We start from the raw sequence: 23908 nt of genomic DNA, 5'->3' as shown, positions 1-23908 counted from the left end.
GGTTCGACCATGTACAAGGCTATCGGATCGCGTGGATCCCGCGTCAGCCGCGTTCTGTGGATGCTCGAGGAACTCGGGCAGCCCTATGAATTCGTCGAGGTCAAATTGCGTTCGCCCGAAGCCTATGCGCTCAACCCGTCGGGCAAGGTGCCGATCCTGATCGATGGCGAACTGACGGTGACCGATTCGGCGGCAATCTGCGTCTATCTCGCCGACAAGCACGCCGACAAAGGCATGGGCGCCAATCCAGGTGTGGCCGGACGCGCCGAGATGGATTCCTGGATGCATTTTGCCCAGAGCGAATTCGAAGCGCCGCTGTGGAACAAGCTGCGCCACCGCTTCCTGTTGCCGAAGGGCGTGCGGGTCGATGTCGGCCCCGCCACCGCCTACGATTTCGCCTCGGAGGCCAAGGCGCTCGACGGCCGGCTGGGGGATCGGGAGTTTGCGCTGGGCGACCGGTTTTCCGCCGTCGACGTGCTGTTGGGCGACATGGGCGGCTGGGCCCGCGCCGGAAAATTCCCGATCGAGTCCGAGCGCGTCAACGCGTATTTTGACCGCGTCCTGGCGCGGCCTGCCCGTGCGAGAGCCCAGGCTAACGGTGGAGCCATGCGATGAAACTCAACCTGAACACCGACTTCACCAAGTTCCCCCGGGCCGTCTCGGTGGTGCCTGCCGGCACTGCCGGAACTACGCCGCCATCCGGCCGTGCCGTCCTGCCCCATGACGAGCGCCATCTGCGCCGCCGTGCCATCGAGCTTGCCGACGGCAGCAAGGTGCTGGTCGACCTGCCGAAACCTGTGACCTTGAACGATGGCGACCGGCTGGAGTTGGAGGATGGCGGCCAGGTCGAGATCACCGCGGCTCCCGAAGAGGTCTACGACATCCGCGCCCGCCACGCCGTGCATCTGACCGAACTCGCCTGGCATATCGGCAACCGCCATCTGGCGGCAGCGATCGAGCCCGGCCGCATCCTGATTTTGCGCGACCATGTCATCAAGGCTATGCTGGAAGGGCTGGGCGCCACTGTGCGCGAAGTCTCCGAACCGTTCAAGCCGGTGCGCGGCGCCTATTCCGCCCAAGGTGCGCATGGTCACGATCATGGCCATGCGCATGCGCACGCCGAAGCGCATTCCCATGATGGACGTTCCCACGCACACAGCGAGTCGCATTCGCACAGCCATTCCCATGACGGGCATCATCACGATCATGACTGACCAGCCATCCGGCATCGCTTTGCTGCGGCTCATGGCGTGGCTGTCGCCGGCCTTTCCGGTCGGCGGCTTTGCCTACAGCCATGGTCTCGAACGCGCCGGGCAAGACGGGCTGGTTGCCGATACCGCCAGCCTCGCCTTCTGGCTGGAGACGCTGGTCGAGATGGGCTCGGGCTGGAACGACGCCGTGCTCTTCACGGAAGCCTGGCGCCGCGCCCGCGACGGCGGCGATCTCCATGAAATTGCCGATCTCGCCGAAGCGCTGGCCGGCTCGCGTGAGCGTCACACCGAAACCATGCTGCAAGGCGCCGCCTTCCTGAAAGCGGCAGCGGCTTGGGCGAATCCGGTGTTGGGCCGCCTGCCGGCCGAATGCGCCTACTGTGTCGCCGTCGGCGCCGTTGCCGGCGGCAACGGCATCGCGCTTCAGGACGCGATGTCGGCCTTCCTGCAGGCCTTCTTCTCCAACCTCGTCCAGGCGGCGATCCGACTCGGAATCGTCGGCCAGACGGACGCTATGGCCTTGCTCGCCGGCTTCGAGCCGTTGGCGCTGTCGACGGCCGCGTGCGCCGCCGGCTCGACATTGGACGATCTCGGCGGCTGCGCCTTCATCTCCGACATCATGGCGATGAAGCACGAGACGCAGTATTCCAGGCTGTTCCGCTCATGATCGTTCTCGCCTTCGCCCTCTCGGCCGTCCTGCTGCTGATCACCGCGCTGCATGTCTATTGGGGCCTTGGCGGCATCTGGCCGGGCAGGGACGGCGTCTCCTGCGCCCACGCCGTCGTCGGCTTTCGCGGCATCGACGAGATGCCGACGCCGTTTGCCTGTTTCGCCGTTGCCGCGTGCCTGTGCCTCGCAACCCTGTGGCCGCTGGCGCTGACCGGGGTCTTCGCCACCCCCTTTCCAAGGGAAGGCCTTGCCGCCACAGCGCTGCTCATAGGGCTGGTCTTCCTCGGCCGCGGCATTGCCGGCTTCACGCCGTGGTGGCGCCGTCTGGCGCCGGAACAGCCTTTTGCGCGGCTCGATGTCAGCTTCTATTCGCCGCTCTGCCTGTTGATCGGGCTCAGCTTCGCCATCCTCGCCATCACGGAGTTTTTCGGCATGACGGATTTTTCGCTATGACTCAGGCCAACGGTCCCCTGCGCATCGGCATCGGCGGTCCCGTCGGCTCCGGCAAGACGACGCTAACCGAAAAGCTCTGCAAGGCGCTGCGCGACGATTTCTCCATCGCCGTCGTCACCAACGACATCTACACCAAGGAAGACGCCATGATGCTGGCTCGCCTGCAGGCGCTGCCTGAGGACCGCATCGTCGGCGTGGAGACCGGCGGCTGCCCGCACACCGCCATCCGTGAGGACGCCTCGATCAATTTGCAGGCGATCGCCGAGCTGAACAGGAAATTCCCCGATCTCGACATCGTCTTCATCGAATCCGGCGGCGACAATCTTGCCGCCACCTTCTCGCCGGACCTTGCCGACCTGACCCTCTATGTCATCTCGGTTTGCCAGGGCGAGGAAATCCCCAGGAAGGGCGGGCCGGCGATCACCCGTTCCGATTTCCTGGTCATCAACAAGAGCGATCTGGCGCCCTATGTGAACGTCAACCTCGATGTCATGGAGAGCGACGCCGCCCGAATGCGGGGCAAGCGCCCGTTCGGCTTCACCGACCTGTCGCGCGGCAAGGGACTGCAGGAAGTCATCGACTTCATCGTCGAACATGGCGGGCTGCAGTCGGCCCGCTCGGCGGCCTGACCCAGTACTTACCGGTTGCTGGTCGGCATTGGGCGCGGCATTCTTGGGGAAATGGAGGATTTTTTGATGAGCATCGCCCGTTTGCAGAAAGAGCCGCTGACCAACCTGCCCTATTATGAGGAGCGCGTCGACCTCGCCGCCGCCTTCCGCTGGACGGCGCGGCTCAACATGCATGAAGCCGTGGCCAACCACTTCTCGCTGTCGGTCAACGAGGACGGCAGCAAATTCCTGATGAACCCCAACCAGGTGCATTTCTCGCGCATCAAGGCGAGCGACCTTTTGCTGATCGACGCCAACGATCCCGAGACGCTGACCGGCCCCGACGCGCCCGACCCGACTGCCTGGGGTCTGCACGGCGCCATTCACCGCAACGTGCCGCATGCGCGCTGCGCCATGCATGTGCATTCCATTCATGCCACTGTGCTTGCATCGCTGGCCGACTCGACTCTGCCGCCGATCGACCAGAACTCGGCCATGTTCTTCAACCGCCACGTCGTCGACGCCCATTATGGCGGGCTGGCCTTCGAGGAAGAGGGCGAGCGCTGCTCGCAACTGCTCACCGACCCTAAGGTCAAGGTGATGGTGATGGGCAATCACGGCGTCATGGTCATCGGCGACACCGTTGCCGACGCCTTCAACCGCATGTTCTATTTCGAACGCGCCGCCGAGACCTACATCAAGGCGCTGTGGACCAGCCGGCCGCTGCGCACGCTCTCCGACGCCATTGCCGAAAAGGCCGCCAGCGAAATGGACGACTATCCCGGCCAGGCGGAGCGTCACCTGGCCGAGCTGAAGGCGATCCTCGACGAGGAGGAGCCGGTGTACCGCAGCTGAATGAGTTCACCCTTCTCCCCGTTCACGGGGAGAAGGTCCCGGCAGGGGGATGAGGGGCAGCGCCGACGTTCATAGGCTCACTCAGAGTCCCAACTGAGCCCGCAACTCTTCCGCACTGTTGATCACGACAGCGCCCTTCGGTCCTGCCATCGGCGCTTCCGGCCAGAAGATCGTCCGCATCCCCGCGGCCAGGCCTGATGTGGCGCCGGTAACGCTGTCGTCGACGGCCACCGCGTCTGAAGGATCGACGCCGGCCAGCCACGCGGCGCGCAGGAATGGTTCGGGATGCGGCTTGCCTTCGCGCACGTCGTTTCGGCTGATCGTGCGCATGCCGGGATAGATCAGGCCGACGGCGCTCAGATTTGCATCGACGATCACCCGGTCGGAATTGGACACCACCGCCTGCTGCACGCCGAGCGCGCGCAACTCGTTGAACACTTCGATCGCGCCGGGGCGCGGCTTCAGCGTCTCGGCCATCGGCATGTAGTGATCGTATTTGCGCACGATCCAGTCGTCGAAGGGCAGGTCGAGGCCGAACTCGCTGCGCAGCATCTCGTAGACCGGTGCGGCGGCGACGCCCAGCACCCGCTCATGCAGGTCGGCCGGCGGCGTGATACCGACGCTGCGCAGCGCCGCCACCAAGGCCGCCTCGTGCAGCGGCTCGCTGTCGACCAGCGTGCCGTCCATATCCCAGAAAACCGCTTTCGGCGTCATGCGAGGCTCCTTTGCCGATCCCCTTAAAGCGTTTGTATCAGGAGATAAACCGCCGAGCCCGTCCGCTGGCGATTTTCGCTGGGTTGGTTGCCGCGCGGCGGCCGGATCGAAGCAGCAAGCAATTGTCTTCCCGATTGAACAATTGCGCGCCGACACATTCCCTGCAAGACTACGACGCTTCGCCCAAGGGCGCGCAAAGGGGCAGGGCTGGAGGCACATTTTGAATTCGCGGCAAGATGGCGGCAGCAGCAGGCTGGACGAGGCAGCGCGCGCCGGCTGGCTTTATTATGTTGCCGGCAACACCCAGGACCAGATCGCCGCCACGCTCGGCATTTCCCGGCAGACGGCGCAGCGGCTGGTGTCGCTGGCGGTGTCGGAGGGGCTGATCAAGGTTCGCGTCGATCACCCGATCGCCAATTGCCTTGATCTCGCAGCTAGACTGAAGTCACGCTTCGCGCTCGACCTCGTCGAAGTGGTGCCGAGCGATCCAACCTCATCCTCGACCACGATCGGCATTGCCGAGGCGGCCGCGGCCGAGATCGAGCGGCGGCTGCGGTCACCGACGCCCATCGTCTTGGCCATCGGCACCGGCCGCACGCTGAAGGCGGCGATCGAGCAATTGCCGCCGATGGAATGCTCGCAGCACAAGGTTGTGTCCTTGACCGGCAACATCTCGCCCGACGGTTCGGCCGCCTTCTACAACGTCATCTTCACCATGGCCGACCGGGTCAAGGCCCGCTCGTTCCCGATGCCGCTGCCGGTCATCGCCTCGTCGCCGGAAGAGCGCGAGATGCTGCTTGCCCAGCCGATGATCCAACCGACGCTGGCGCTGGCCGCGGAAGCCGACGTGACCTTTGTCGGCATCGGCGATCTCGGCCCGAAGGCGCCGCTCTACGAGGACGGTTTTATCTCGGAAAGCGAGCTGAAGGCGTTGCAAAAGGCTGGCGGCGTCGCCGAGATCGTCGGCTGGGTGTTCGATCGGGAAGGCCGCATGATCGAGGGCATCACCAACGACCGGGTATCGTCGGCAGCCTTGCCGTCACGCGAAAAGTCGCTGGTCATTGCGCTCGCCATGGGCGAGCGCAAATTGCCGGGCATCCTGGCCGCTGTGAACCGCCGGCTGGTCAATGGCCTCATCACCGACGAGCGGACCGCCACGGCCTTGCTCGACGGTTCCTGATAGATTAAGCGGCCCATCGATAAAATCCAACACGTTTATTTGCAGCGCCCGGACGGGTCGTTGCCGTCGAGAAAACCCATGTCGCGCTGCAGATGCGGCGACAACTCCCGGACGTCGACGTAGCCGCGCCGGCGGTGCACAAGCACGGAAAATTCATGCACCAGCAGGGAAAACCAGCTCTGCGCCGGGGTGGAATGGAGTTTTTGCTGTGCCGTGGTCATGATCTTCAGCCTCCGCTATGCTTGAACTTGATTGATCGTTGACACCAGATATCGGCCTGATTGGCTCTTGCCGCCAATCAAACGTCGATCACGACCCATAAGGAGGGCTTATGCCCGATCTCAAGGCACCACAGCTCGCCCAGTTGCCGCCGCTGCAGGCCATCAGGGTGTTCGAAGCCGTCGCGCGGCATCTCTCCTTCACCAAGGCCGCGCAGGAACTCGGCATGACGCAGGCCGCCGCCAGCTATCAGATCAAGCTTCTGGAAGAGCGCATCGGTTCGCCGCTGTTCCTGCGCCAGCCGCGCCAGATCGTGCTGACCGAACCCGGCCAGCGCCTGGCGCCCGCCGTCAGCGAGGCGTTCAGCCTGCTCTCAAGCGCCTATTCCGCCGCGCGTGGGGGCGCCGATGGTGTGCTGTGCGTCTCGACGCTGCTGACCTTTGCCTCGAACTGGCTGGCGCAGCACCTCGGCTCCTTCCAGGTCGCGCATCCGTCGCTGGCGGTGCGCGTCGATACCTCGAACAGGGTGATCGATTTTGCCCGCGAGGACATGGACATCGCTATCCGCTCCGGCAGCGGCAAGTGGCCTGGAGTGGAGACCCATCTTTTGTTCAAGGCCGATTTCACCCCGGTGCTGAGCCCGGCACTCGCTGCCACCATAGGTGGCGTCCACGAACCCGCCGACCTGTTCAAGCTGCCCATTCTCGATCCCGGCGACATCTGGTGGCGGGAATGGTTCGCCCTTGCCGGCGTCCCGGCGGACGAACTTGCCAGGCGCACCGGCACCAGCATGGGCGCGCAGGCCTATGAGGCGAACGCGGCCATCGCCGGCCATGGTGTGGCGATCCTGACCACCGCATTGTTCAAGACCGAGCTCGCCGCCGGCCGCCTGATCCAGCCCTTCGACCTGGTCGGCGACGACGGCCACGCCTATTGGCTGGTCTACCCGACGGCGCGTCGCAACGTGCCGAAGATAAAAGCCTTCCGGGACTGGATCCTGGCCGAGATCGCCTGCGCCTGAGGGCGAGCGATTCGCGGATTGATTTCCGAGATGCAAAGCGAGCCATGGATCCGCGACGAATGCTCGCTTTCGCGGACAAACAGCTGCGATCGGGCCACCCGGTTAACCAAGCTTGACAAAAACGCTGTCGATATCACTCGCCCGGCATAGGCTTGTGCTTGTGACGACCCAATTGAGCAGGATCAATCGTCTGCAGATTGAAACAGGGTCGATCAGCCGGCTGATGAAAGTCTATCGCGTCGAAGAAATCGAAAACAACACCGTGCGCACGACGCAGGTGATCGAAGCATTTACGCCGTTTCAAGCTGCCGTGAAGGCAATCGGCCGGGAAGTTAGGCTGCGCAAGGACGAGCCCAGCTGGATCCAGGTGACGGAAGTGCTGACCAGAGCCAAGCAAACACGCGACGGCAGGGTTTTCGAATATTCCGTCGGAAGCTACCCGTCCCACGGCTGACGGGCTGGGCCCTATCGCTCCCTTGGCGCCACGATTGGGTTGCGATGGGTCGGCATCAACCCGCTCTCACATCCCGTGCAAACAGCTTCCCAAATCCATTCAATATCCTCTACGCGCGCAACGTCGCGCACCTGCCCCGTGTGCTGCGCTGCAGCATCGAATCCGGCTTGACATAATTAACGCCAAGTGAGTAATTGCCCATTACCAAGGCAAATGCTCATCTTGGTTCATGGGAGGAATTTGATGAAACTGCGCACGCTCACTTTGGGCCTGTTGTCGGCCAGCGCCTTCGCTTTCGCCGCGCATGCCGAATCCATCACCATCGCCACCGTCAACAATGGCGACATGGTCCGCATGCAGAAGCTGACCGACGACTTCACCAAGGCTAACCCCGACGTCACGCTCAACTGGGTCACGCTCGAAGAGAACGTGCTGCGCGAGCGCGTCACCACCGACATTGCCACCAAGGGTGGCCAGTATGACGTTATGACCATCGGCACCTACGAGGTTCCGATCTGGGCCAAGCAGAACTGGCTGTTGCCGCTCGACAAGCTCGGCGACGACTATGACGCAAAGGACATCATCCCGGCCATCGCCGGCGGCCTGTCGGTCGACGGCAAGCTCTATGCCGCGCCTTTCTACGGCGAAAGCTCCTTCGTCATGTACCGCAAGGACTTGATCGAGAAGGCCGGGCTGAAGATGCCCGACGCCCCGACCTGGGACTTCATCAAGCAGGCCGCCGACAAGATGACCGACCGCGCCAATGGCGTGAACGGCGTTTGCCTGCGCGGCAAGGCCGGCTGGGGCGAGAACATGGCCTTCCTCACCGCCATGTCGAACTCCTTCGGCGCCCGCTGGTTCGACGAGAACTGGAAGCCGCAATTCGACCAGCCGGAATGGAAGAACACACTGCAGTTCTATGTCGACCTGATGAAGGCCGACGGTCCCGAGGGCGCCTCGTCCAACGGCTTCAACGAAAACCTGGCGCTGTTCCAGCAGGGCAAGTGCGGCATGTGGATCGACGCCACCGTCGCCGCCTCCTTCGTCTCCGACCCGAAGAACTCGACCGTCGCGGACAAGGTCGGCTACGCACTGGCCCCCGACAATGGTCTGGGCAAGCGCGGCAACTGGCTGTGGGCCTGGTCGCTGGCCATCCCGGCCGGCACGCAGAAGGGAGACGCCGCACAGAAGTTCGTCTCCTGGGCGACCAGCAAGCACTACGCAGAACTGGTTGCTTCGAAGGAAGGCTGGGCCAACGTTCCTCCGGGCACGCGCTCCTCGCTCTACGCCAATGCCGAGTATCAGAAGGCGGCTCCGTTCGCCAAGATGACGCTGGACTCGATCAATGCCGCCGACCCGACGCATCCGACCGTCAAGCCGGTGCCCTATGTCGGTGTGCAGTTCGTCGCCATTCCTGAGTTCCAGGGCCTCGGCACAACCGTTGGCCAGCTGTTCTCGGCGGCGCTCGCCGGCCAGACCAGCGTAGACGACGCGCTCAAGCAGGCGCAGGACGCCGCCACCGCGACCATGACCGAAGGCGGTTATATCAAGTAAGGCTCCTCCCGGTGCCGAATGCCGGCCGCCTCCTTGGCCGGCAACGGCCGCCCGAATCCCAGTTCGGGCGGCCCCTTTCACACACCTGAAAATTTGGCTGACCTTGAAGGGTGACCGTCATGGCTACTCAGCAGACCCGTTCGCTTGCCCGCTTTATGTTGGCGCCATCCGTGGTGCTGCTGTTCGTCTGGATGATCGTGCCGCTGGCACTCACGATCTGGTTCTCCTTCCAGCAGTACAATCCGCTCAATCCGATCCGCGACGGGTTTGTCTGGTTCTCGAATTACTCGCTGTTCTATTCCAACCCGGCATTCCTGCAGTCGATCCTCAACACGCTGGTCCTGGTGGGCAGCGTGCTGCTGATCACCGTCATCGGCGGCATCATGCTGGCGCTGTTGATCGATCAGCCGATGTGGGGACAGGGGATCGTCCGCATCCTCGTCATCTCTCCGTTCTTCGTCATGCCGCCGGTGGCTGCACTTGTCTGGAAGAACATGATCATGCACCCGCAATACGGCGTCTTTGCCGACATTGCGCGCTTCTTCGGGGCTCAACCGATCGACTGGTTCGGGCAGCATCCGATGCTTGCCATCATCATCATCGTCGCCTGGCAATGGCTGCCCTTCGCAACGCTGATCCTGCTGACCGCATTGCAGTCGCTCGACGGCGAGCAGAAGGAAGCCGCCGAGATGGACGGCGCCGGCTTCGTCAGCCGCTTCATCTATCTGACGCTGCCGCACATGTCGCGCGCCATCACCGTCGTCATCCTGATCCAGACCATCTTCCTGCTGTCGGTCTATGCCGAAATCCTGGTCACCACCAATGGCGGACCCGGCTATGCCTCCACCAACCTGCCCTTCCTCGTCTACCAGAAGGCATTGCTGGAGTTCAAAATCGGCCAGGCATCGGCCGGCGGTGTCATCGCCGTCATTCTCGCCAACATCGTCGCCTTCTTCGCCATGCGCGCGGTCGGCAAGAACCTGGACAAGTAAGGGAGGATACGATGGCACGTGCAGTCACCACCCAACACAAGGTCATTGCGACAGGCGCCGCCTGGATCGTCGCGCTGCTGATCTTCTTCCCGATCCTCTACACGATCATCACCTCGTTCAAGTCGGAGCAGGAGGCCATCCAGGGCTTCGCGCTGATCCCGTCGGGGACGTTCGAGAGCTATACCGAGGTCCAGGCGCAGAGCGGCTACTTCAAGTTCTTCTTCAACTCGGTGCTGCTCTCGGTCGGCTCGACCATCCTGGCCCTGATAGTCGCGGTTCCGGCCGCCTGGTCGATGGCCTTCTCGCCGGGCAAGTGGACCAAGGACATCCTGATGTGGATGCTCTCGACCAAGATGATGCCGGCGGTTGCCGTGCTGTTCCCGATCTACCTCATCTTCCGCGATGCCGGACTGCTCGACAGCCGCATCGGCCTGATGATCATGCTGATGCTGATCAACCTGCCCATCGTGATCTGGATGCTCTACACCTACTTCCGCGAAATCCCCGGCGAGATCCTGGAAGCGGCACGCATGGACGGCGCCACCTTGTGGGGCGAGATCGTCTATGTGCTGACCCCCATGGCCGTGCCCGGCATCGCATCGACCATGCTGCTCAACATCATCCTGGCGTGGAACGAAGCCTTCTGGACCATCCGCCTGACCACCACCGAGGCAGCGCCGCTGACGGCCTTCATCAGTTCGTTCTCGAGCCCGCAAGGCCTGTTCTGGGCCAAGCTTTCGGCGGCCTCGACGCTGGCCATCGCCCCCATCCTGATCATGGGCTGGTTCAGCCAGAAGCAGCTGGTGCGCGGCCTGACATTCGGCGCGGTAAAATAACGGACGTTGCCTGAAGCAATCCGGCCAAATAACCCCTCGGGGAGGAAACCATGGGAAACATCACGCTCAAGAACGTCTCCAAGCATTTCGGATCGACGGTCATCATTCCAGGCCTCGACCTGGTCATCGAGAATGGCGAGTTCGTCGTCTTCGTCGGGCCGTCGGGTTGCGGCAAGTCCACGTTGCTGCGCCTCATCGCCGGGCTCGAGGACACCAGCGGGGGCACCATCAACATCGATGGCCGTGACGTCACCGGCGAGGCGCCGGCCAAGCGCAAGCTGGCCATGGTATTCCAGTCCTATGCGCTCTATCCGCATATGACGGTGGCCAAGAACATCGGCTTCCCGCTGAAGATGGCGGGCGAAGATGTGGCGACGATCGACAAGAAGGTGAAGGACGCAGCCCGGGTCCTCAATCTCACCAACTATCTCGAACGCCGGCCCGGCCAGCTCTCCGGCGGCCAGCGGCAACGCGTCGCCATCGGCCGCGCCATCGTGCGCCAGCCCTCGGCCTTCCTGTTCGACGAGCCGCTGTCCAACCTCGATGCCGCACTGCGCGGCACCATGCGGCTCGAAATCAGCGAGCTCCACCATCAGCTCAAGACGACGATGGTCTACGTCACCCACGACCAGATCGAAGCCATGACCATGGCCGACAAGATCGTCGTGCTCAACGCCGGCAACATCGAACAGGTCGGCTCGCCGATGGAACTCTACAAGTCGCCGAAGAACCTATTCGTGGCGGGCTTCATCGGTTCGCCGAAAATGAACCTGATCGAAGGTGCGCCGGCGGCCAAATACAACGCCAAGACCATCGGCATTCGTCCTGAGCATATGGGGATATCGACCACAGCGGGTGACTGGAAAGCCCTCGTCGGCGTCGCCGAGCATCTGGGCTCCGACACCTTCCTGCATGTCCAGGCCGACGGCGTCGGTCCGCTGACGGTACGCGCCGATGGCGAACTGGCCGTACGCCACGGCGACACCATCTATTTGACGCCGGACAAGGTCCGCATGCATCGCTTCGGCCCCGATGGAAAGGCGCTGACGCAGTGAGACTGAAAGGCAAATCGGCGCTGATCACCGGATCCGCGCGCGGCATCGGCAGGGCTTTTGCCGAAGCCTACACCCGCGAGGGCGCCACGGTGGCCATTGCCGATATCAATCTGGCGGCTGCCGAAAAGACGGCCGCCGAGATTGGCGCCAACGCCTATCCGGTCAGGCTCGACGTCAGCGACCTCGCTTCGATCCAGGCGGCGGTCAATGCGGTCGAAACAAAGACCGGCGGCCTCGACATACTGATCAACAACGCTGCTTTGTTCGACCTGGCGCCGATCGTCGAGATCACCAAAGCAAGCTACGACAAATTGTTCTCCGTCAACGTCGCCGGCACCTTGTTCATGCTGCAGGCAGCGGCGCGTTCGATGATCGCAAGGGGCAAGGGCGGCAAGATCATCAACATCGCCAGCCAGGCAGGACGCCGCGGCGAGCCGCTGGTCGCCGTCTATTGCGCCACCAAGGCCGCGGTGATTTCGCTGACCCAGTCCGCCGGGCTCGATCTGATCAAGCACCGCATCAACGTCAATGGCATCGCGCCCGGCGTCGTCGACAGCGATATGTGGGATGAGGTCGATGCGCTGTTCGCCAAATATGAGAACCGGCCGAAAGGCGAGAAGAGGCGGCTGGTCGGTGAGGGCGTGCCCTATGGCCGCATGGGCAAGCCGGAGGACCTGACCGGCATGGCGGTATTCCTGGCCAGCGACGACGCCGAATACATCGTCGCCCAGACCTACAATGTCGATGGCGGCCAATGGATGAGTTGATGGGCCGGGATCACGAAGGCCGCAGCCCGGCCAAAGGGTAAAAAAATGACCGTGAAACTCTCCTCCTCGATCCTCTCGGAACTCCCCGCCAAGGTCGCCGGTCCCAGATATGATCGCTCCAGGCTCAAACCCGGTATCGTCCATTTCGGCGTCGGCAATTTCCATCGCTCGCATCAGGCGGTCTACCTCGACGATCTCTTCAATTCAGGCATCGGCCATGACTGGGCGCTGGTCGGCGCCGGGGTCTTCGAGGGCGAAAAAATCGGCCGTTCCAAGCTGCAGGAGCAGGACTGGCTGACCACCGTGGTCGAGCAGGATTCCGACCATATGAGCGCCCGCGTCACCGGCGTCATGATCGACTTCCTGACGCCCGGCGATGCCGATGCCATCATCGACCAGCTCGCCGATCCGGCGATCAAGATCGTCTCGCTGACCATCACGGAAGGCGGTTATTTCATCGATCCGGCCTCCGGCAAGTTCAACCCGACCCACCCCGACATCGTCGCCGACGCACAGGCAGGCACGACGCCGAAGACGGTGTTCGGCCTCATCCTGGCCGGGCTGAAGCGCCGCCGTGCCGACGGCATCGTGCCGTTCACCGTCATGTCTTGCGACAACATCCCTCACAACGGCCATGTCACCTCGGATGGCGTCATCGGCCTCGCCCGCCTGATCGATGAGGATCTGGCGAACTGGGTCAGCGACAATGTCGCCTTTCCCAACGGCATGGTCGACCGCATCACCCCCGCCACCTCCGACCGCGAGCGCGGTATTCTCGCCTCGGAGTTCGGCCTCGAGGACAACTGGCCGGTGTTCTGCGAGCCGTTCAAGCAATGGGTGCTGGAAGACCGTTTCACCGACGGCCGCCCGCCGCTGGAAAAGGTCGGTGTGCAATTCGTGAGGGATGTCGCGCCCTATGAGCTGATGAAGATCCGCATCCTCAATGGCGGTCATGCCACGATCGCTTATCCCGCAGGGTTGATGGACATCCATTTCGTCCATGAGGCGATGCAGGAGCCGCTGGTGCGCGGCTTCCTCGCCAAGCTCGAGCATGACGAGATCATCCCGACGGTGCCGCCGGTGCCGGACACCGTGCTGGAGGACTATTACCAGCTCATCGAGCACCGCTTTTCCAACCCGAAGATCGGCGACACCATCCGCCGGCTTTGCCTCGACGGTTCCAACCGGCAGCCGAAATTCATCATCCCGACCATTGCCGACCGGCTGAAGGCCGGCAAAGGCGTCGCGGGTCTGGCGCTCGAGTCCGCGCTGTGGTGCCGCTACTGTTTCGGCACCACAGACAGCGGCGCGGTCATCGAGGCCAACGACCCGAGTTGGGACCGGCTGCAGGCAAGCGCGAAGGCGGCGAAGGATAAGCCCGGTGCCTGGCTTGCGATGGAGGATATCTATGGCGGTGTCGGCCGCTCGGCGCCGTTCGCCGAGGCCTTTGCCCATGCGCTCAAGGTCTTGTGGGCGAATGGCACGCGCGCGACGCTGACGCGCTATATCTCCGGCAAGCTCTGACGCCAGCCGCAATGACGCCCGAACTGGTCATCTTCGACTGTGACGGCGTGCTGGTCGACAGCGAGGCGCTGTCGGTTTCGGCTCTGCTCGGCATGATCTCTGCCGCCGGGGGCTCGGTCAGCGAGGATGCCGCCTACGAGCATTTCCTCGGCAAGAGCATGAAGAGCGTGCGCGAGATACTTCTTCGCGATTTCACCATCGACATCACCGACGTGCATCTTACCGACATGCGCGTCGAACTGATGCGCAAATTCCGCGAGGAGCTGAAGCCGATTCCCGGCATCAGCGACATCCTGCCGAGGCTGGGCGTACCCTGCTGCGTCGCTTCCTCCGGCACGCTCGACCGGATACGCTACGCGCTCGACGTCACCGGTCTGCTCGGCCTGCTCGAGCCGCATCTGTTCAGTGCCGCCATGGTCGCGCGCGGCAAGCCGGCGCCGGATCTTTTTCTCCATGCCGCCGCCGCCATGGGCGCGCATCCCGGTAATTGCATCGTAATCGAGGACAGCCCTGCCGGCATCGCGGCGGCGCGTGCGGCCGGCATGCGCGTCTTTGCTTTCACCGGCGGTTCGCACGCCGGCAACCCGGCCTTGAAAGCGCGGCTTGCGTCGAGTGAACCGGACTTTATATTCGCGGACATGCTGCAATTGCCCGATCTGATTGCAGGCTAGAGCATGATGCCGAAAAGTGTGAAGCGGTTTTCGGACGACATCATGCTCTACTTCTTTGATTTAGAGACGGATTCAGATTTCAGGTCGAACAGACCTGAAATCATACGGCTCTAGGGAGCGAGAGTAAAAGCATCTTGACGAAGAGCTTCGTTTGCGCGGTCGATGTCGGCACCGGGAGCGCCCGCGCGGGCATTCTCGATACGTCAGGCACCTTGCTCGGCCGCGCCGAGCATCCGATCGTCATGAACCAGCCGAAGGCCGATCACGCCGAGCACAATTCGCAGGATATCTGGTCGGCGGTCTGCATCGCGGTGCGTGCCGCGCGCGAAAAGGCCGGTGTGTCAGCCGACGATATTGTCGGCATGTCGTTCGACGCCACCTGCTCGCTGGTGGTGCTGGACAGGAATGCCGGCCAGCTCAGCGTCTCGGTGACGGGCGAACGGCGCTGGGACACCATCGTCTGGCTCGACCATCGCGCCATCGCCGAGGCAGATGAATGCACCGATAGCGGCCACGCCGTACTCGACTATATCGGTGGCGTCATGTCGCCGGAAATGGCGACGCCGAAGCTGATGTGGCTGAAGCGCAATCTGCCGGGAACTTGGCATGAAGCCGGCTACCTATTCGACCTCACCGATTTCCTGACCTGGAAGGCGACCGGGTCGCTGGCGCGCTCGCAATGCACGCTGACCGCCAAATGGACCTATCTGGCGCATGAGGAAACCGGCTGGCGCCGTGACTTCTTCGACAGGGTCGGGCTTGGCGATCTGTTCGAACACGGCAGCCTGCCGGAGAAGGCAAGTGCTGTCGGCGCAGACATCGGCACGCTCACCCCTGAAGCGGCGGCGGAGTTGGGCTTGAGCGAAAACTGTCGGGTCGGCGCCGGCGTCATCGATGCCTATGCCGGCGCGCTTGGCGTGCTCGGCGGCTTTGCTGGCGACGAGCAGAATATCGGCCGCCATCTGGCATTGATCGCCGGCACCTCGTCCTGCGTCATGGCGATGTCGCCCGACCCGCAGCCTTTCGCCGGCGTCTGGGGTCCATACTATGGCGCCGCACTGCCAAAACTCTGGCTGTCGGAAGGCGGCCAGTCGGCGACCGGTGCGCTGCTCGACCATATCATCCGCTGGCACGGCGCCGGCGGCGAGCCGGACGCGGCCATGCATGCAAAAATCGCCAGGCGCGTCGCCGAACTGCGCAGCACCGAAGGTGACAAGCTGGCGGCAAGGCTGCATGTGCTGCCGGATTTCCATGGCAACCGCTCGCCGCTTGCCGATCCGCATGCGGTCGGTGTGGTCAGCGGGCTGACGCTGGATTCCTCCTTCGACAGTCTGTGCAAGCTGTATTGGCGCACCGCCGTCGGCATCGCGCTCGGCGTGCGCCATGTGCTGGAGGCGCTGAACGAGAACGGCTATCTCATAGACACGCTGCATGTCACCGGCGGCCACACCAAGAACCCGTTGCTGATGGAGCTCTATGCCGACGCCACCGGCTGCGCGGTGATCGAGCCGCTGGCCGACGAAGCCGTTCTGCTCGGCACCGGCATGGTCGCCGCCACTGCCGCTGGCCTGTTCCCGGACCTGAATGCCGCCTGCGTCGCCATGCAGCAAGGCGGCAGGGCGCGCACCTCGAACCCGACCGCGTCAGGCCGCTTCGACCGCGACTACAGGATCTTCCTCGAAATGCACCGCCAGCGGCAGGCGCTCGACGCCATCAACTAGAGCAATTCCAGGAAAAGCGTGAAACGGTTTTCCGTCCGGAATTGCGTACCAAATCTAGGCCTCCTCTCGCCGGCGCAAGGATGCGCCGGTCGCCGCGTCGAACAGATGCACGCTCTCCTCCTCGAATGTGTAGCGCACAGGCGCGCGCAACGCCGGGCATTCGCGGGCCGATACCAACGCGCCGACCTCCTTGCCGCCGCAGGCGAACGTCACCAGCGCGTCATTGCCGTGGAACTCGATGAGGTCGGCGGTGCCTTGCAGAAGATTGATGCTCTGAGCACCGGCGGTCTTCAGGTCCGGCGGTCGGATTCCAAGCACGGCGCGATGGACGCCGCGCAGATCGAAGCCCAGGCCTTCTATGAAGAAGGTCGAGCCGCCGCCTGTCAGCGTCCAGCGTTCGTCCTTCCGCCCGACGGCCACGTCGATGAAATTCATGTTCGGCGTACCGATGAAGCCGGCGACGAACAGATTGCCCGGCTGGCGATAGATCTCGGCCGGCGAGCCGATCTGTTCGATGACGCCATCCCTGAGCAGCACTATCCGGTCGGCCAGCGTCATCGCTTCGAGCTGGTCGTGGGTGACATAGACGGTAGTGGTCTTCAGCGACTGGTGCAGGCGGGCGATTTCGACCCGCATATGGTTGCGAAGTTTGGCGTCGAGATTCGACAGCGGCTCGTCGAACAGGAACACTTTCGGCGTCTTGATCATGGCGCGCGCAATCGCCACGCGCTGCTGCTGGCCGCCGGAAAGTTCGGTCGGCTTGCGGGCGAGGTAAGGTTCGAGGCCGAGCGTCGTTGCCACCGCCTCGACCCGCTTCCGGATCTCGGCCGGGGGCACTTTCTGTCGCTTGAGCCCAAAGGCGATATTGTCGAAGATCGTCATATGCGGGTAGAGCGCATAGTTCTGGAAAACCATGGCAATGCCGCGCTCGCCGGGCTCGAGATCGTTGACCACTTTGCCGCCGATCGACACTTCCCCGCCGCTGATATCCTCCAGTCCGGCCAGCATCCTGAGCAAGGTCGACTTGCCGCAGCCGGACGGGCCGAGGAATACGACGAATTCGTGCTCCTCGATCGAGAGATTGAGGTCTCGGATGACGGTAGTGGCGCCGTAAGCCTTGTCGACATGGGAGCAAACGATCGCGGACATGGTCAGCCCTTCTCGCCGGTAAGAAGGATTTGCAGCTTGACGTCTTGCGGCTTGCCTTGCGCCGCCCGCTCGAAGGCCTCGATGCTGTCCGAGAAATCATAAGTGCCGGTGATCAGCGGCTTGAGGTCGACCTTCCCCGAGGCGATCAGCTGCAGCGCGCGGTCGAAGATGTTGGCGTAACGGAACACCGTCTCGATGCGCACTTCCTTGGAGATCGCCGCCGGAACGTTGAGGCTGACCGGTTCGACCGGCAGTCCGACCAGCACCACCGCGCCGCCCGGCCGCACGACATCGAACAGGTCGGAGAATGCCTTCGGGCTGCCGCTCGCCTCGAACACGATATCCGCGCCCCAATTGTCGGTCGCGGCGGAGACTGCGTCGACCAGCGATTGCTCACCTATATTGACCGGCACGATGCCGGGATATTGCGCGGCAATCTTGAGCTTGGGTGCGGAAAAATCGGAGATCAGCACCTTCGAGCAGCCGCCGGCCAGCGCCGCCAGCGCGATCATGATGCCGATCGGGCCGCAGCCGACGACGACGGCGACGTCGCCAGGCACGATGCGGGCGCGGCGCGCCGCCTGCATGCCGATGGCAAAGGGTTCGACCATCGCGCCTTCGGCGAAGGTGACATTGTCCGGCAGTCTGTAGGTGAAGGCGGCCGGGTGCACGGCATAGGGCGCCAGCACGCCATGCACAGGCGGCGTCGCCCAGAAGGAGACGTCAGGGTCGACATTGTAGATGCCGAGCCTGGTCGCGCGCGACGACAGGTTCGGCACGCCCGGCTCCATGCAGACGCGGTCGCCGACCTTCAGCGTGCCGACATTGGCGCCGATCTCGACGATCGTTCCCGCGGCTTCGTGGCCGAGCACCATCGGGGCCCGCACGACATAGCTGCCGATGGCGCCATGGGTGTAATAGTGCACGTCGCTGCCGCAGACGCCGACCGTGTGGATGGCGATCTTGACATCGCCCGGTCCGACGTCGAGCGGCAGCGCGATCTCGCGCAGCGACAGTTCGCCTTTTTTCTCAAGCACCAGTGCCCGCATAGGTAAGTCCTCGCATCAAGTCTTTTTTTGCCGGAAAACGGAATTCAGGAAGCCGCTGAGCACGCCGAGGAACAGCAGCGGCGGTAGCGACAACAGCACGACCGAGGCGTTGAGGATTCCCCACGGCACGTTCATGCCTTGCTGTGAAAGTTCGGAAGCGACGATCGGCAATGTCTTGGCGTAGGAACTGGACAGCATCAGCGCGATCAGGAATTCGTTCCACACCAGCACGAAGCTGAAGGCGACGGCGCCGATCAGCGAGCGCGCCGCTACCGGCAGCGCAATGCGCCAGAACACCGAGTAAGCGCCGTAGCCGTCGACGAAAGCGGCTTCCTCGATTTCCTTCGGCACGGCCTGGAAGGCGGGAATGGCGAGCCACATGATCACCGAGATGGTGAGCAGCGAATAGGTGACGATCAGCGCCGGCAAGGTGTCGTAGAGCCCGATCTGCAGCCAGATCACCATCAGCGGAATGGCGACCGCCACCGGGGGCAGGAAGCGCAGCGACAACACGAAGAACTGGATGTCGCCAGCGAAGCGATTGGGATAGCGCGCCACCGCATAGGCTGCCGGAAGGCCGAGCATGACGCCGATCAGCACGGCGACGCCGCAGGAAATGACCGAGTTATAGAGACCGGTCATGACGCTGTCGCGGCCGATGATGTAGCTGATATTGTCGAAGGTCGGGGTAAACACCAGGCGCGGCACGCGGGTGATGATGTCGACATTGTTCTTCAGCGAATTGACCGCCGTCCAGGCGAGCGGAAACACCGCCATGAAGCCGGCGAAGGCTAGGATGATCTTGCCGATGAGGCGGCCCGGTCTCATGCGATACGGCCTCATGCCTGCACCCGCTTCCACAGCATGGTGAAGGTGATGACAGTCGCGATCATCATCAGCACCGCCATGGCCGAGGCATAGGACACCTTGCCGGATTCGATGAAGCCTTGCGAGAAGGCGTACATGTCGAGCGTCTCGGTCGCCACGCCCGGCCCGCCGCGCGTCATCACATAAATCAGGTCGAAGGAGCGCAGCGATTCGATCATCTTGACGAACATCAGGCTGATCAGCGGCGCCTTCAGCATAGGCAAGGTCACATAGGCATGGATCTGCCAGCGTTTGGCGTGGTCGAGCCGCGCCGCTTCGATCGGCTGCGGCGGCAAGGTCTCCAGAAGCTTCAGCACGATGACCGCGAAGAACAGTCCCCACTGCCAGACATCGACCGAGGCGACGGCAAACAGGGCCGTCGACGGCTTCGACAGCGGGTCGAAGATCAGCCCGCCGGTGATCAGTCTGTAGGGATAGGTGGCGATGCCGTAGAGCGGATGATAGGCAAACTTCCACACGAAGGCCGCCGAGACACGCGGCAACAGCACCGGGATGATGAACAGCAGGCAGTAGATGTTGCGCAGCCGCGGCGACGCTACTTCGAACATCAGCACGCCGAGCCCGATCGCCACCATCATCGTCGCCACCACGGTGACGATTTCCCACTTCACCGAAACCCAGACCGCGTTGAGGAAACGCCGGTCGGCGAACAGGTCGATGAAGTTCGACAGCCAGACCCAGGAATAGTCCGACGAGCTCAGCTCGCGGTTCTGCAGCGCAATGACGATGGCGTACAGCGTCGGCACCATCGACAGCACCAGAAGAATGGCGAGCGTCGGAACCAGAAACGTCACGGGCAGGGAAGAGCGTCGGCGCATTGCCTATCCTCGGGCTGTGCCTTTTTGGGGAGAACCCGCGGCGCACAGGTCCCGGCATCCGGTCGAATGCCGTGGACCGCGCGCCGCGGGCGGGAGGATTACTTCTTCTTCACCAGCTCGTTGGCGTAGGCCTCGAGTTCGTCGAGGCCGCCCTTGACGTCGGTGCGCGTGCCGGTGACCAGCTCTTCCAGGATGATGCCCCAGCGGTCGCCGAGATCCGGCCAGCGCGGATCCTGCCAGAAGTTCACCGCCGTCACCTTGCCGGTATCGGCAAGCGCCTGGCCGAGATCGGCGCCATAGATGTCGGCGAACTCCTTGCTGGACAGCACGCTGGTGCGGTTGAGCTCGCCGAACTGGTGCGCGTCGAGCCGGCGCTTCTCGTTCTCCTTCGACGTCGCCCAGGCGATGAACAGGCCGGCGCATTGCTTCGCGGCGTCATCGGCATTGGCCTTGGCGGCGATGGCGAGGCCGTGGCCGTAGCCGCCGCCGGTCAGTGGCGAGGGCGGCGGCAGGAAGCCGATCTTGCCGACCACTTGCGAGGTCTTCGGGTCGACCGCCATGCCCGACAGCGGCGTCGATTCGACCAAGATGGCAACCTGGCCCGACAGGAAGGCGCCGGTCGATTCATCCCAGCTGCCGGTCTGCGTGCCGGGCGCTGAATCCTTGAACAGTTTAAGATAGGTCTCGGTCGCTTTGACCGCGGCCTCGGAGTTGAAAGCCGGCTTGTCACCGTCGAACCATTTTCCGCCATAGGCCTTGAAGAACGGCATCCAGCGCCAGACATTGGCGCCCGAGCCACGCGCGCCGCGCAGCGCGATGCCGTACATGCCCTTGTCGGGATCAGTCAGCTTCGGCACGTCGGCGATCAACTCGTCCAGCGTCTTCGGCGGCTGGATGCCGGCGGCTTCCAGAATGTCCTTGCGGTAGACCATCAGGTCGCCGCCGCCGGTCAGCGGCGCGAACCACACCTTGCCGTCATAGGTGGCGACCTTCTGCCGGCCCGGGTCGAAATCGGCGTAGTCGTAGTCAGCCGGGTAATAGTCGGTGAGCGGCACGATCCATTTCGACGAGGCGAACAGCGCGACATTGGCTTCGTCGACATAGTAGACGTTGTAGTTGCCCACCGTGGACGCATCGGCGCGCGATTTCGCCCGGCGGTCGTTCTCGTTGAGATAGTCGATCTGGAAGCTGGCGCCGGCCAGTTTCTGGAACTCGTCCTTGGACGCCTCCAGCAGCGTCAGCCCGTCACGCGGTTGCGCCAGCACCTTGACCGGCGCCGAGCAGACCGGCGCCGCCAGCGCCATGGTCGAGAGGGTCGTGGTAAGCATGAAAGCTGCGCTTATGCTCGCAGCGAGCCGAATTGGTTTCATTGATTTTCTCCTCCAGGAACAGTCGCAGGAAGCGGAAGTCTTCGGTTGCGCGATCCTCGCCATCGCCCGAGCGACAAGCCACCCATCGCCAAAATGAGGAGTTGCTAAAGGCCGCGCTAGAAGCCCCGTTGCAGCAGACCTGTACTTTTATGCATTGTGCGCTGCAAAATCCGGCCCGCCTGCACGGCCTCTGTCACATGAGTACCGATGGAGTGAGGAAGGCCGGTTTTCAGGCGCGCATCGTCATCCGCTGCTTCGACAGCTTGCGGTAGGATGACGGCGTCATCCGGTGCTTGCGCAGGAAGGCGCGGTTGAAGTTGGAGATGTTCATGTAGCCGACCTGGAAGCAGATGTCGGTGATCGGAATATCGGTGTCCGCCAGCAGCTTGCAGGCTTGCCAGAGCCGGAGCTTGGCGATGTGGTCGCTGAAACTGTTGCCGGTGTTCTTCTGGAAGAAGCGCGAAAACGTGCTTTCGCTCATCCCGGCCAGCTCCGCCGCCTCCGGCAGCTTCAGATCCTCGGCGAAATGCTGGAAGAGATAGGTCAGCGTGCGCTGGATGATGTCCAGCGAGGTTGCGTCGAGCGCGGGTGAGAAATCCGGCGAGGACAAAAGCTCGTATTCGTCTGTCCTGGCCAGCAGATCGACCAGTTCGAGGAAGAGGCAAAACCGGGCGAGCCCGTGCACGGTGCCCATCCGTTCCATCAGCGCAGCGCCGTCGAGCGCGGCGCGGCCATGGAAGACGATGCCGCGCAGCGATCGCTCCAGGAACGGTTCCAGTTCGCGCAGCTCCGGCAGCAGTCCCGCCGAGCCGCGCAGCCGCTGCGGATCGAATTGCAGCACGATGTCGCGTCCTTCGATCAGCTCGCCGGGTTGCACCGATGTCACCCAGTCATGCGGCAGCCCGCCGCCGACGATGCTCAGGTAGCCCGGCCCGAATTCGCCGATGTGATCGCCGACCAGCGCGACCCCGGAAGACTTCCGCAGGAGATGGATCTCGTATTCCGGATGAAAATTCCAGACATTGCGCTCCCAGGGATAGTCGTCGAGCCGCCACAGGAAACTGTCGCTCGCCTCGGTGACGATGTGCTCGAAAGCCGGCACCGTGCGAGGGATCGCGGCCGTGTTCTTTCTGCGCCTGAATGCCATCGTCTGCTCTCCGGGGCGTATGAGGAAGCGACTGGTTTCGGGTAATCCGTAGCAGTCTGTCGCCCGCAAGTGAACGATGTCTGCCTCAGCGATTTCAACGCCGGCTCTCGATGATCTCAATGAAGCGGGCGAACAGCCCGGCCTGGGATTTGACGCCGAGTTTGCGATGGATGTTGCGGCGGTGAACCTTCACCGTTCCCGGTACGATGCGCATGGCTCTCGCGATCGACTCGGTGGAATGCCCCTGCAGCACCAGATCGACGACATGCTTTTCGCGCGGGGTCAGCGACAGGCTTTCCCAAATGTGGGCGCGGTCGAACTCGTTGACGGCGGCGATCGTCTCGCCCTGCTCCGCTTCGTCCTGCTCCTCGGCCGAAAGTGCGGGCCAGCGCAACCGGGCGAAGTTGATGACCGCCGGCGCCATGTCGCGCAGCAGCCTGGCATCGGCGGTGCCGAAGGGACCCGAGGCGTGCAATCGCATCAGCGACAGCACCAGCGCATCCTTGCCGGGCAGCGGCACGAAGAAGCCGACCTCCTCGGCCAGCCTTGTCTGGCTATAGTAGGTGCGAAAATACTCGCTGGCATAGAAGCGGTCGGGCGCCAGCTCGCGCATGCGCCAGAACCCCTCCTTGCGCTCCACCGCCGCGTGATGAAATGGGTCGAGCAGATAAGGTCCTTCCTGATAGAGCGTGACGAAGACATGGCTCTCGGCCGGCGAGAAGGTTTCGAACAGCAGCGGCGGTCGCGATGCGCCGCGATAGCCGAAGATAACGCAGTGGTCGAAGCTGACATGCTGGCTCAGCCAATCGACCATTGCCTGGCCGAACATTTCGCCGCTGGTCTCTCGCGTTGCCGCGACAAGGGCTGCGAGCCGGCTGTATTCGTCGCTGCGGGACGCACTCAACCTATACCCCCTCAAACGAGAAAATAGATCAGATATACCACCTGCGAGGTATATACTAGCCGCCATCGGCTCTGGTAGC

General features: G+C 63.3%; 26 protein-coding genes. 17 read left to right on the top strand and 9 right to left on the bottom strand.

The genetic code is table 11. The features are described from left to right. The first annotated feature begins 9 nt into the window (after positions 1–9). From NKJ88_RS03505 to NKJ88_RS03480, 6 genes are all read left to right on the top strand, one after another. Entirely contained in the window at positions 10–615 is a 606-nt protein-coding gene (locus NKJ88_RS03505; RefSeq protein ID WP_352443573.1) for a glutathione S-transferase family protein, read from the top strand. Continuing rightward, positions 612–1214 (top strand): urease accessory protein UreE, encoded by a 603-nt coding sequence (gene ureE, locus NKJ88_RS03500; RefSeq protein WP_352443572.1) that lies wholly within the window; start codon positions 612–614, stop codon positions 1212–1214. Before NKJ88_RS03505 ends, ureE begins: the two co-directional genes overlap by 4 nt. Continuing rightward, the gene (locus NKJ88_RS03495) at positions 1207–1878 is read left to right on the top strand and encodes an urease accessory protein UreF (protein ID WP_023742265.1); all 672 of its coding nucleotides are present in this window, start codon (positions 1207–1209) and stop codon (positions 1876–1878) included. The genes ureE and NKJ88_RS03495 overlap by 8 nt, the downstream gene beginning before the upstream one ends. Continuing rightward, entirely contained in the window at positions 1875–2333 is a 459-nt protein-coding gene (locus NKJ88_RS03490) for a DUF3995 domain-containing protein (protein ID WP_023689160.1), read from the top strand. Before NKJ88_RS03495 ends, NKJ88_RS03490 begins: the two co-directional genes overlap by 4 nt. Further along, positions 2330–2962, top strand: coding sequence for an urease accessory protein UreG (gene ureG / locus NKJ88_RS03485; RefSeq protein ID WP_023689161.1), 633 nt, complete (start codon positions 2330–2332; stop codon positions 2960–2962). The genes NKJ88_RS03490 and ureG overlap by 4 nt, the downstream gene beginning before the upstream one ends. 66 nt (positions 2963–3028) lie before the next feature. Further along, complete coding sequence (locus NKJ88_RS03480) at positions 3029–3796, top strand: class II aldolase and adducin N-terminal domain-containing protein (protein WP_352443571.1); 768 nt, start codon at positions 3029–3031, stop codon at positions 3794–3796. Positions 3797–3877: 81 nt separating this feature from the next. Here the strand turns inward: NKJ88_RS03480 and NKJ88_RS03475 are convergent, their stop codons facing one another. Beyond that, positions 3878–4510 carry an HAD family hydrolase gene (locus NKJ88_RS03475; protein WP_023671242.1) on the bottom strand — a complete coding sequence of 211 codons (633 nt, stop codon included), beginning with the start codon at positions 4508–4510 and terminating at the stop codon, positions 3878–3880. A gap of 220 nt (positions 4511–4730) precedes the next feature. Between NKJ88_RS03475 and NKJ88_RS03470 the strand changes: the two genes are divergently transcribed. After that, positions 4731–5690, top strand: a complete 960-nt coding sequence (locus NKJ88_RS03470; protein ID WP_023671243.1) for a sugar-binding transcriptional regulator — start codon at positions 4731–4733, stop codon at positions 5688–5690. Between the two features lie 35 nt (positions 5691–5725). On the opposite strand, the gene NKJ88_RS03465 is transcribed toward NKJ88_RS03470, so the two are convergent. Continuing rightward, positions 5726–5911: a hypothetical protein gene (locus NKJ88_RS03465; RefSeq protein WP_023834773.1), complete on the bottom strand. Its 186-nt coding sequence runs from the start codon at positions 5909–5911 to the stop codon at positions 5726–5728. A 110-nt stretch (positions 5912–6021) separates the two neighbouring features. On the opposite strand from NKJ88_RS03465, the gene NKJ88_RS03460 reads away from it, so the two are divergent. The 10 genes from NKJ88_RS03460 to NKJ88_RS03415 all read left to right on the top strand — a co-directional run bounded on the left by NKJ88_RS03460 (position 6022) and on the right by NKJ88_RS03415 (position 16504). Then, positions 6022–6930: a LysR substrate-binding domain-containing protein gene (locus NKJ88_RS03460; protein ID WP_023671245.1), complete on the top strand. Its 909-nt coding sequence runs from the start codon at positions 6022–6024 to the stop codon at positions 6928–6930. 112 nt (positions 6931–7042) lie between these two features. Continuing rightward, positions 7043–7384: a hypothetical protein gene (locus tag NKJ88_RS03455; protein WP_155923262.1), complete on the top strand. Its 342-nt coding sequence runs from the start codon at positions 7043–7045 to the stop codon at positions 7382–7384. A gap of 243 nt (positions 7385–7627) precedes the next feature. Further along, entirely contained in the window at positions 7628–8938 is a 1311-nt protein-coding gene (locus NKJ88_RS03450; RefSeq protein ID WP_023671248.1) for an ABC transporter substrate-binding protein, read from the top strand. Between the two features lie 119 nt (positions 8939–9057). Beyond that, entirely contained in the window at positions 9058–9930 is an 873-nt protein-coding gene (locus NKJ88_RS03445) for a carbohydrate ABC transporter permease (protein ID WP_023671249.1), read from the top strand. An 11-nt stretch (positions 9931–9941) separates the two neighbouring features. Continuing rightward, positions 9942–10766, top strand: a complete 825-nt coding sequence (locus NKJ88_RS03440; RefSeq protein ID WP_023671250.1) for a carbohydrate ABC transporter permease — start codon at positions 9942–9944, stop codon at positions 10764–10766. Between the two features lie 50 nt (positions 10767–10816). Next, positions 10817–11821: an ABC transporter ATP-binding protein gene (locus NKJ88_RS03435; protein WP_023689168.1), complete on the top strand. Its 1005-nt coding sequence runs from the start codon at positions 10817–10819 to the stop codon at positions 11819–11821. Then, entirely contained in the window at positions 11818–12588 is a 771-nt protein-coding gene (locus tag NKJ88_RS03430) for an L-iditol 2-dehydrogenase (RefSeq protein ID WP_023742270.1), read from the top strand. The genes NKJ88_RS03435 and NKJ88_RS03430 overlap by 4 nt, the downstream gene beginning before the upstream one ends. 45 nt (positions 12589–12633) lie before the next feature. Then, positions 12634–14112: a mannitol dehydrogenase family protein gene (locus NKJ88_RS03425; protein WP_352443570.1), complete on the top strand. Its 1479-nt coding sequence runs from the start codon at positions 12634–12636 to the stop codon at positions 14110–14112. An 11-nt stretch (positions 14113–14123) separates the two neighbouring features. Next, entirely contained in the window at positions 14124–14783 is a 660-nt protein-coding gene (locus NKJ88_RS03420; RefSeq protein ID WP_023689170.1) for an HAD family hydrolase, read from the top strand. 134 nt (positions 14784–14917) lie between these two features. After that, positions 14918–16504: an FGGY-family carbohydrate kinase gene (locus tag NKJ88_RS03415; RefSeq protein ID WP_023823952.1), complete on the top strand. Its 1587-nt coding sequence runs from the start codon at positions 14918–14920 to the stop codon at positions 16502–16504. 54 nt (positions 16505–16558) lie between these two features. Here NKJ88_RS03415 and NKJ88_RS03410 read toward each other — a convergent pair whose 3' ends face one another. The 7 genes from NKJ88_RS03410 to NKJ88_RS03380 all read right to left on the bottom strand — a co-directional run bounded on the left by NKJ88_RS03410 (position 16559) and on the right by NKJ88_RS03380 (position 23829). Then, entirely contained in the window at positions 16559–17653 is a 1095-nt protein-coding gene (locus NKJ88_RS03410) for an ABC transporter ATP-binding protein (protein WP_023700457.1), read from the bottom strand. Between the two features lie 2 nt (positions 17654–17655). Then, a complete protein-coding gene (locus tag NKJ88_RS03405) occupies positions 17656–18702 on the bottom strand; it encodes an NAD(P)-dependent alcohol dehydrogenase (RefSeq protein WP_023700456.1) in 1047 nt (348 codons plus the stop codon). 15 nt (positions 18703–18717) lie between these two features. Further along, entirely contained in the window at positions 18718–19530 is an 813-nt protein-coding gene (locus NKJ88_RS03400; RefSeq protein ID WP_352443569.1) for a carbohydrate ABC transporter permease, read from the bottom strand. Between the two features lie 11 nt (positions 19531–19541). Then, positions 19542–20408, bottom strand: coding sequence for a carbohydrate ABC transporter permease (locus NKJ88_RS03395; protein ID WP_023683583.1), 867 nt, complete (start codon positions 20406–20408; stop codon positions 19542–19544). Between the two features lie 98 nt (positions 20409–20506). Next, positions 20507–21778: an ABC transporter substrate-binding protein gene (locus tag NKJ88_RS03390; RefSeq protein WP_023693095.1), complete on the bottom strand. Its 1272-nt coding sequence runs from the start codon at positions 21776–21778 to the stop codon at positions 20507–20509. A gap of 229 nt (positions 21779–22007) precedes the next feature. After that, positions 22008–22925 carry an AraC family transcriptional regulator gene (locus tag NKJ88_RS03385; protein WP_023671262.1) on the bottom strand — a complete coding sequence of 306 codons (918 nt, stop codon included), beginning with the start codon at positions 22923–22925 and terminating at the stop codon, positions 22008–22010. Positions 22926–23019: 94 nt separating this feature from the next. Further along, entirely contained in the window at positions 23020–23829 is an 810-nt protein-coding gene (locus NKJ88_RS03380) for a helix-turn-helix transcriptional regulator (protein ID WP_023725984.1), read from the bottom strand. Between the last annotated feature and the right edge of the window lie 79 nt (positions 23830–23908).

It is taken from the genome of Mesorhizobium sp. M0016, from assembly GCF_040324035.1.
Lineage (GTDB): Bacteria > Pseudomonadota > Alphaproteobacteria > Rhizobiales > Rhizobiaceae > Mesorhizobium.
The sequence above is the reverse complement of the archived record's forward strand: the minus strand, read 5'-3'. Positions and strand labels throughout refer to the sequence as shown.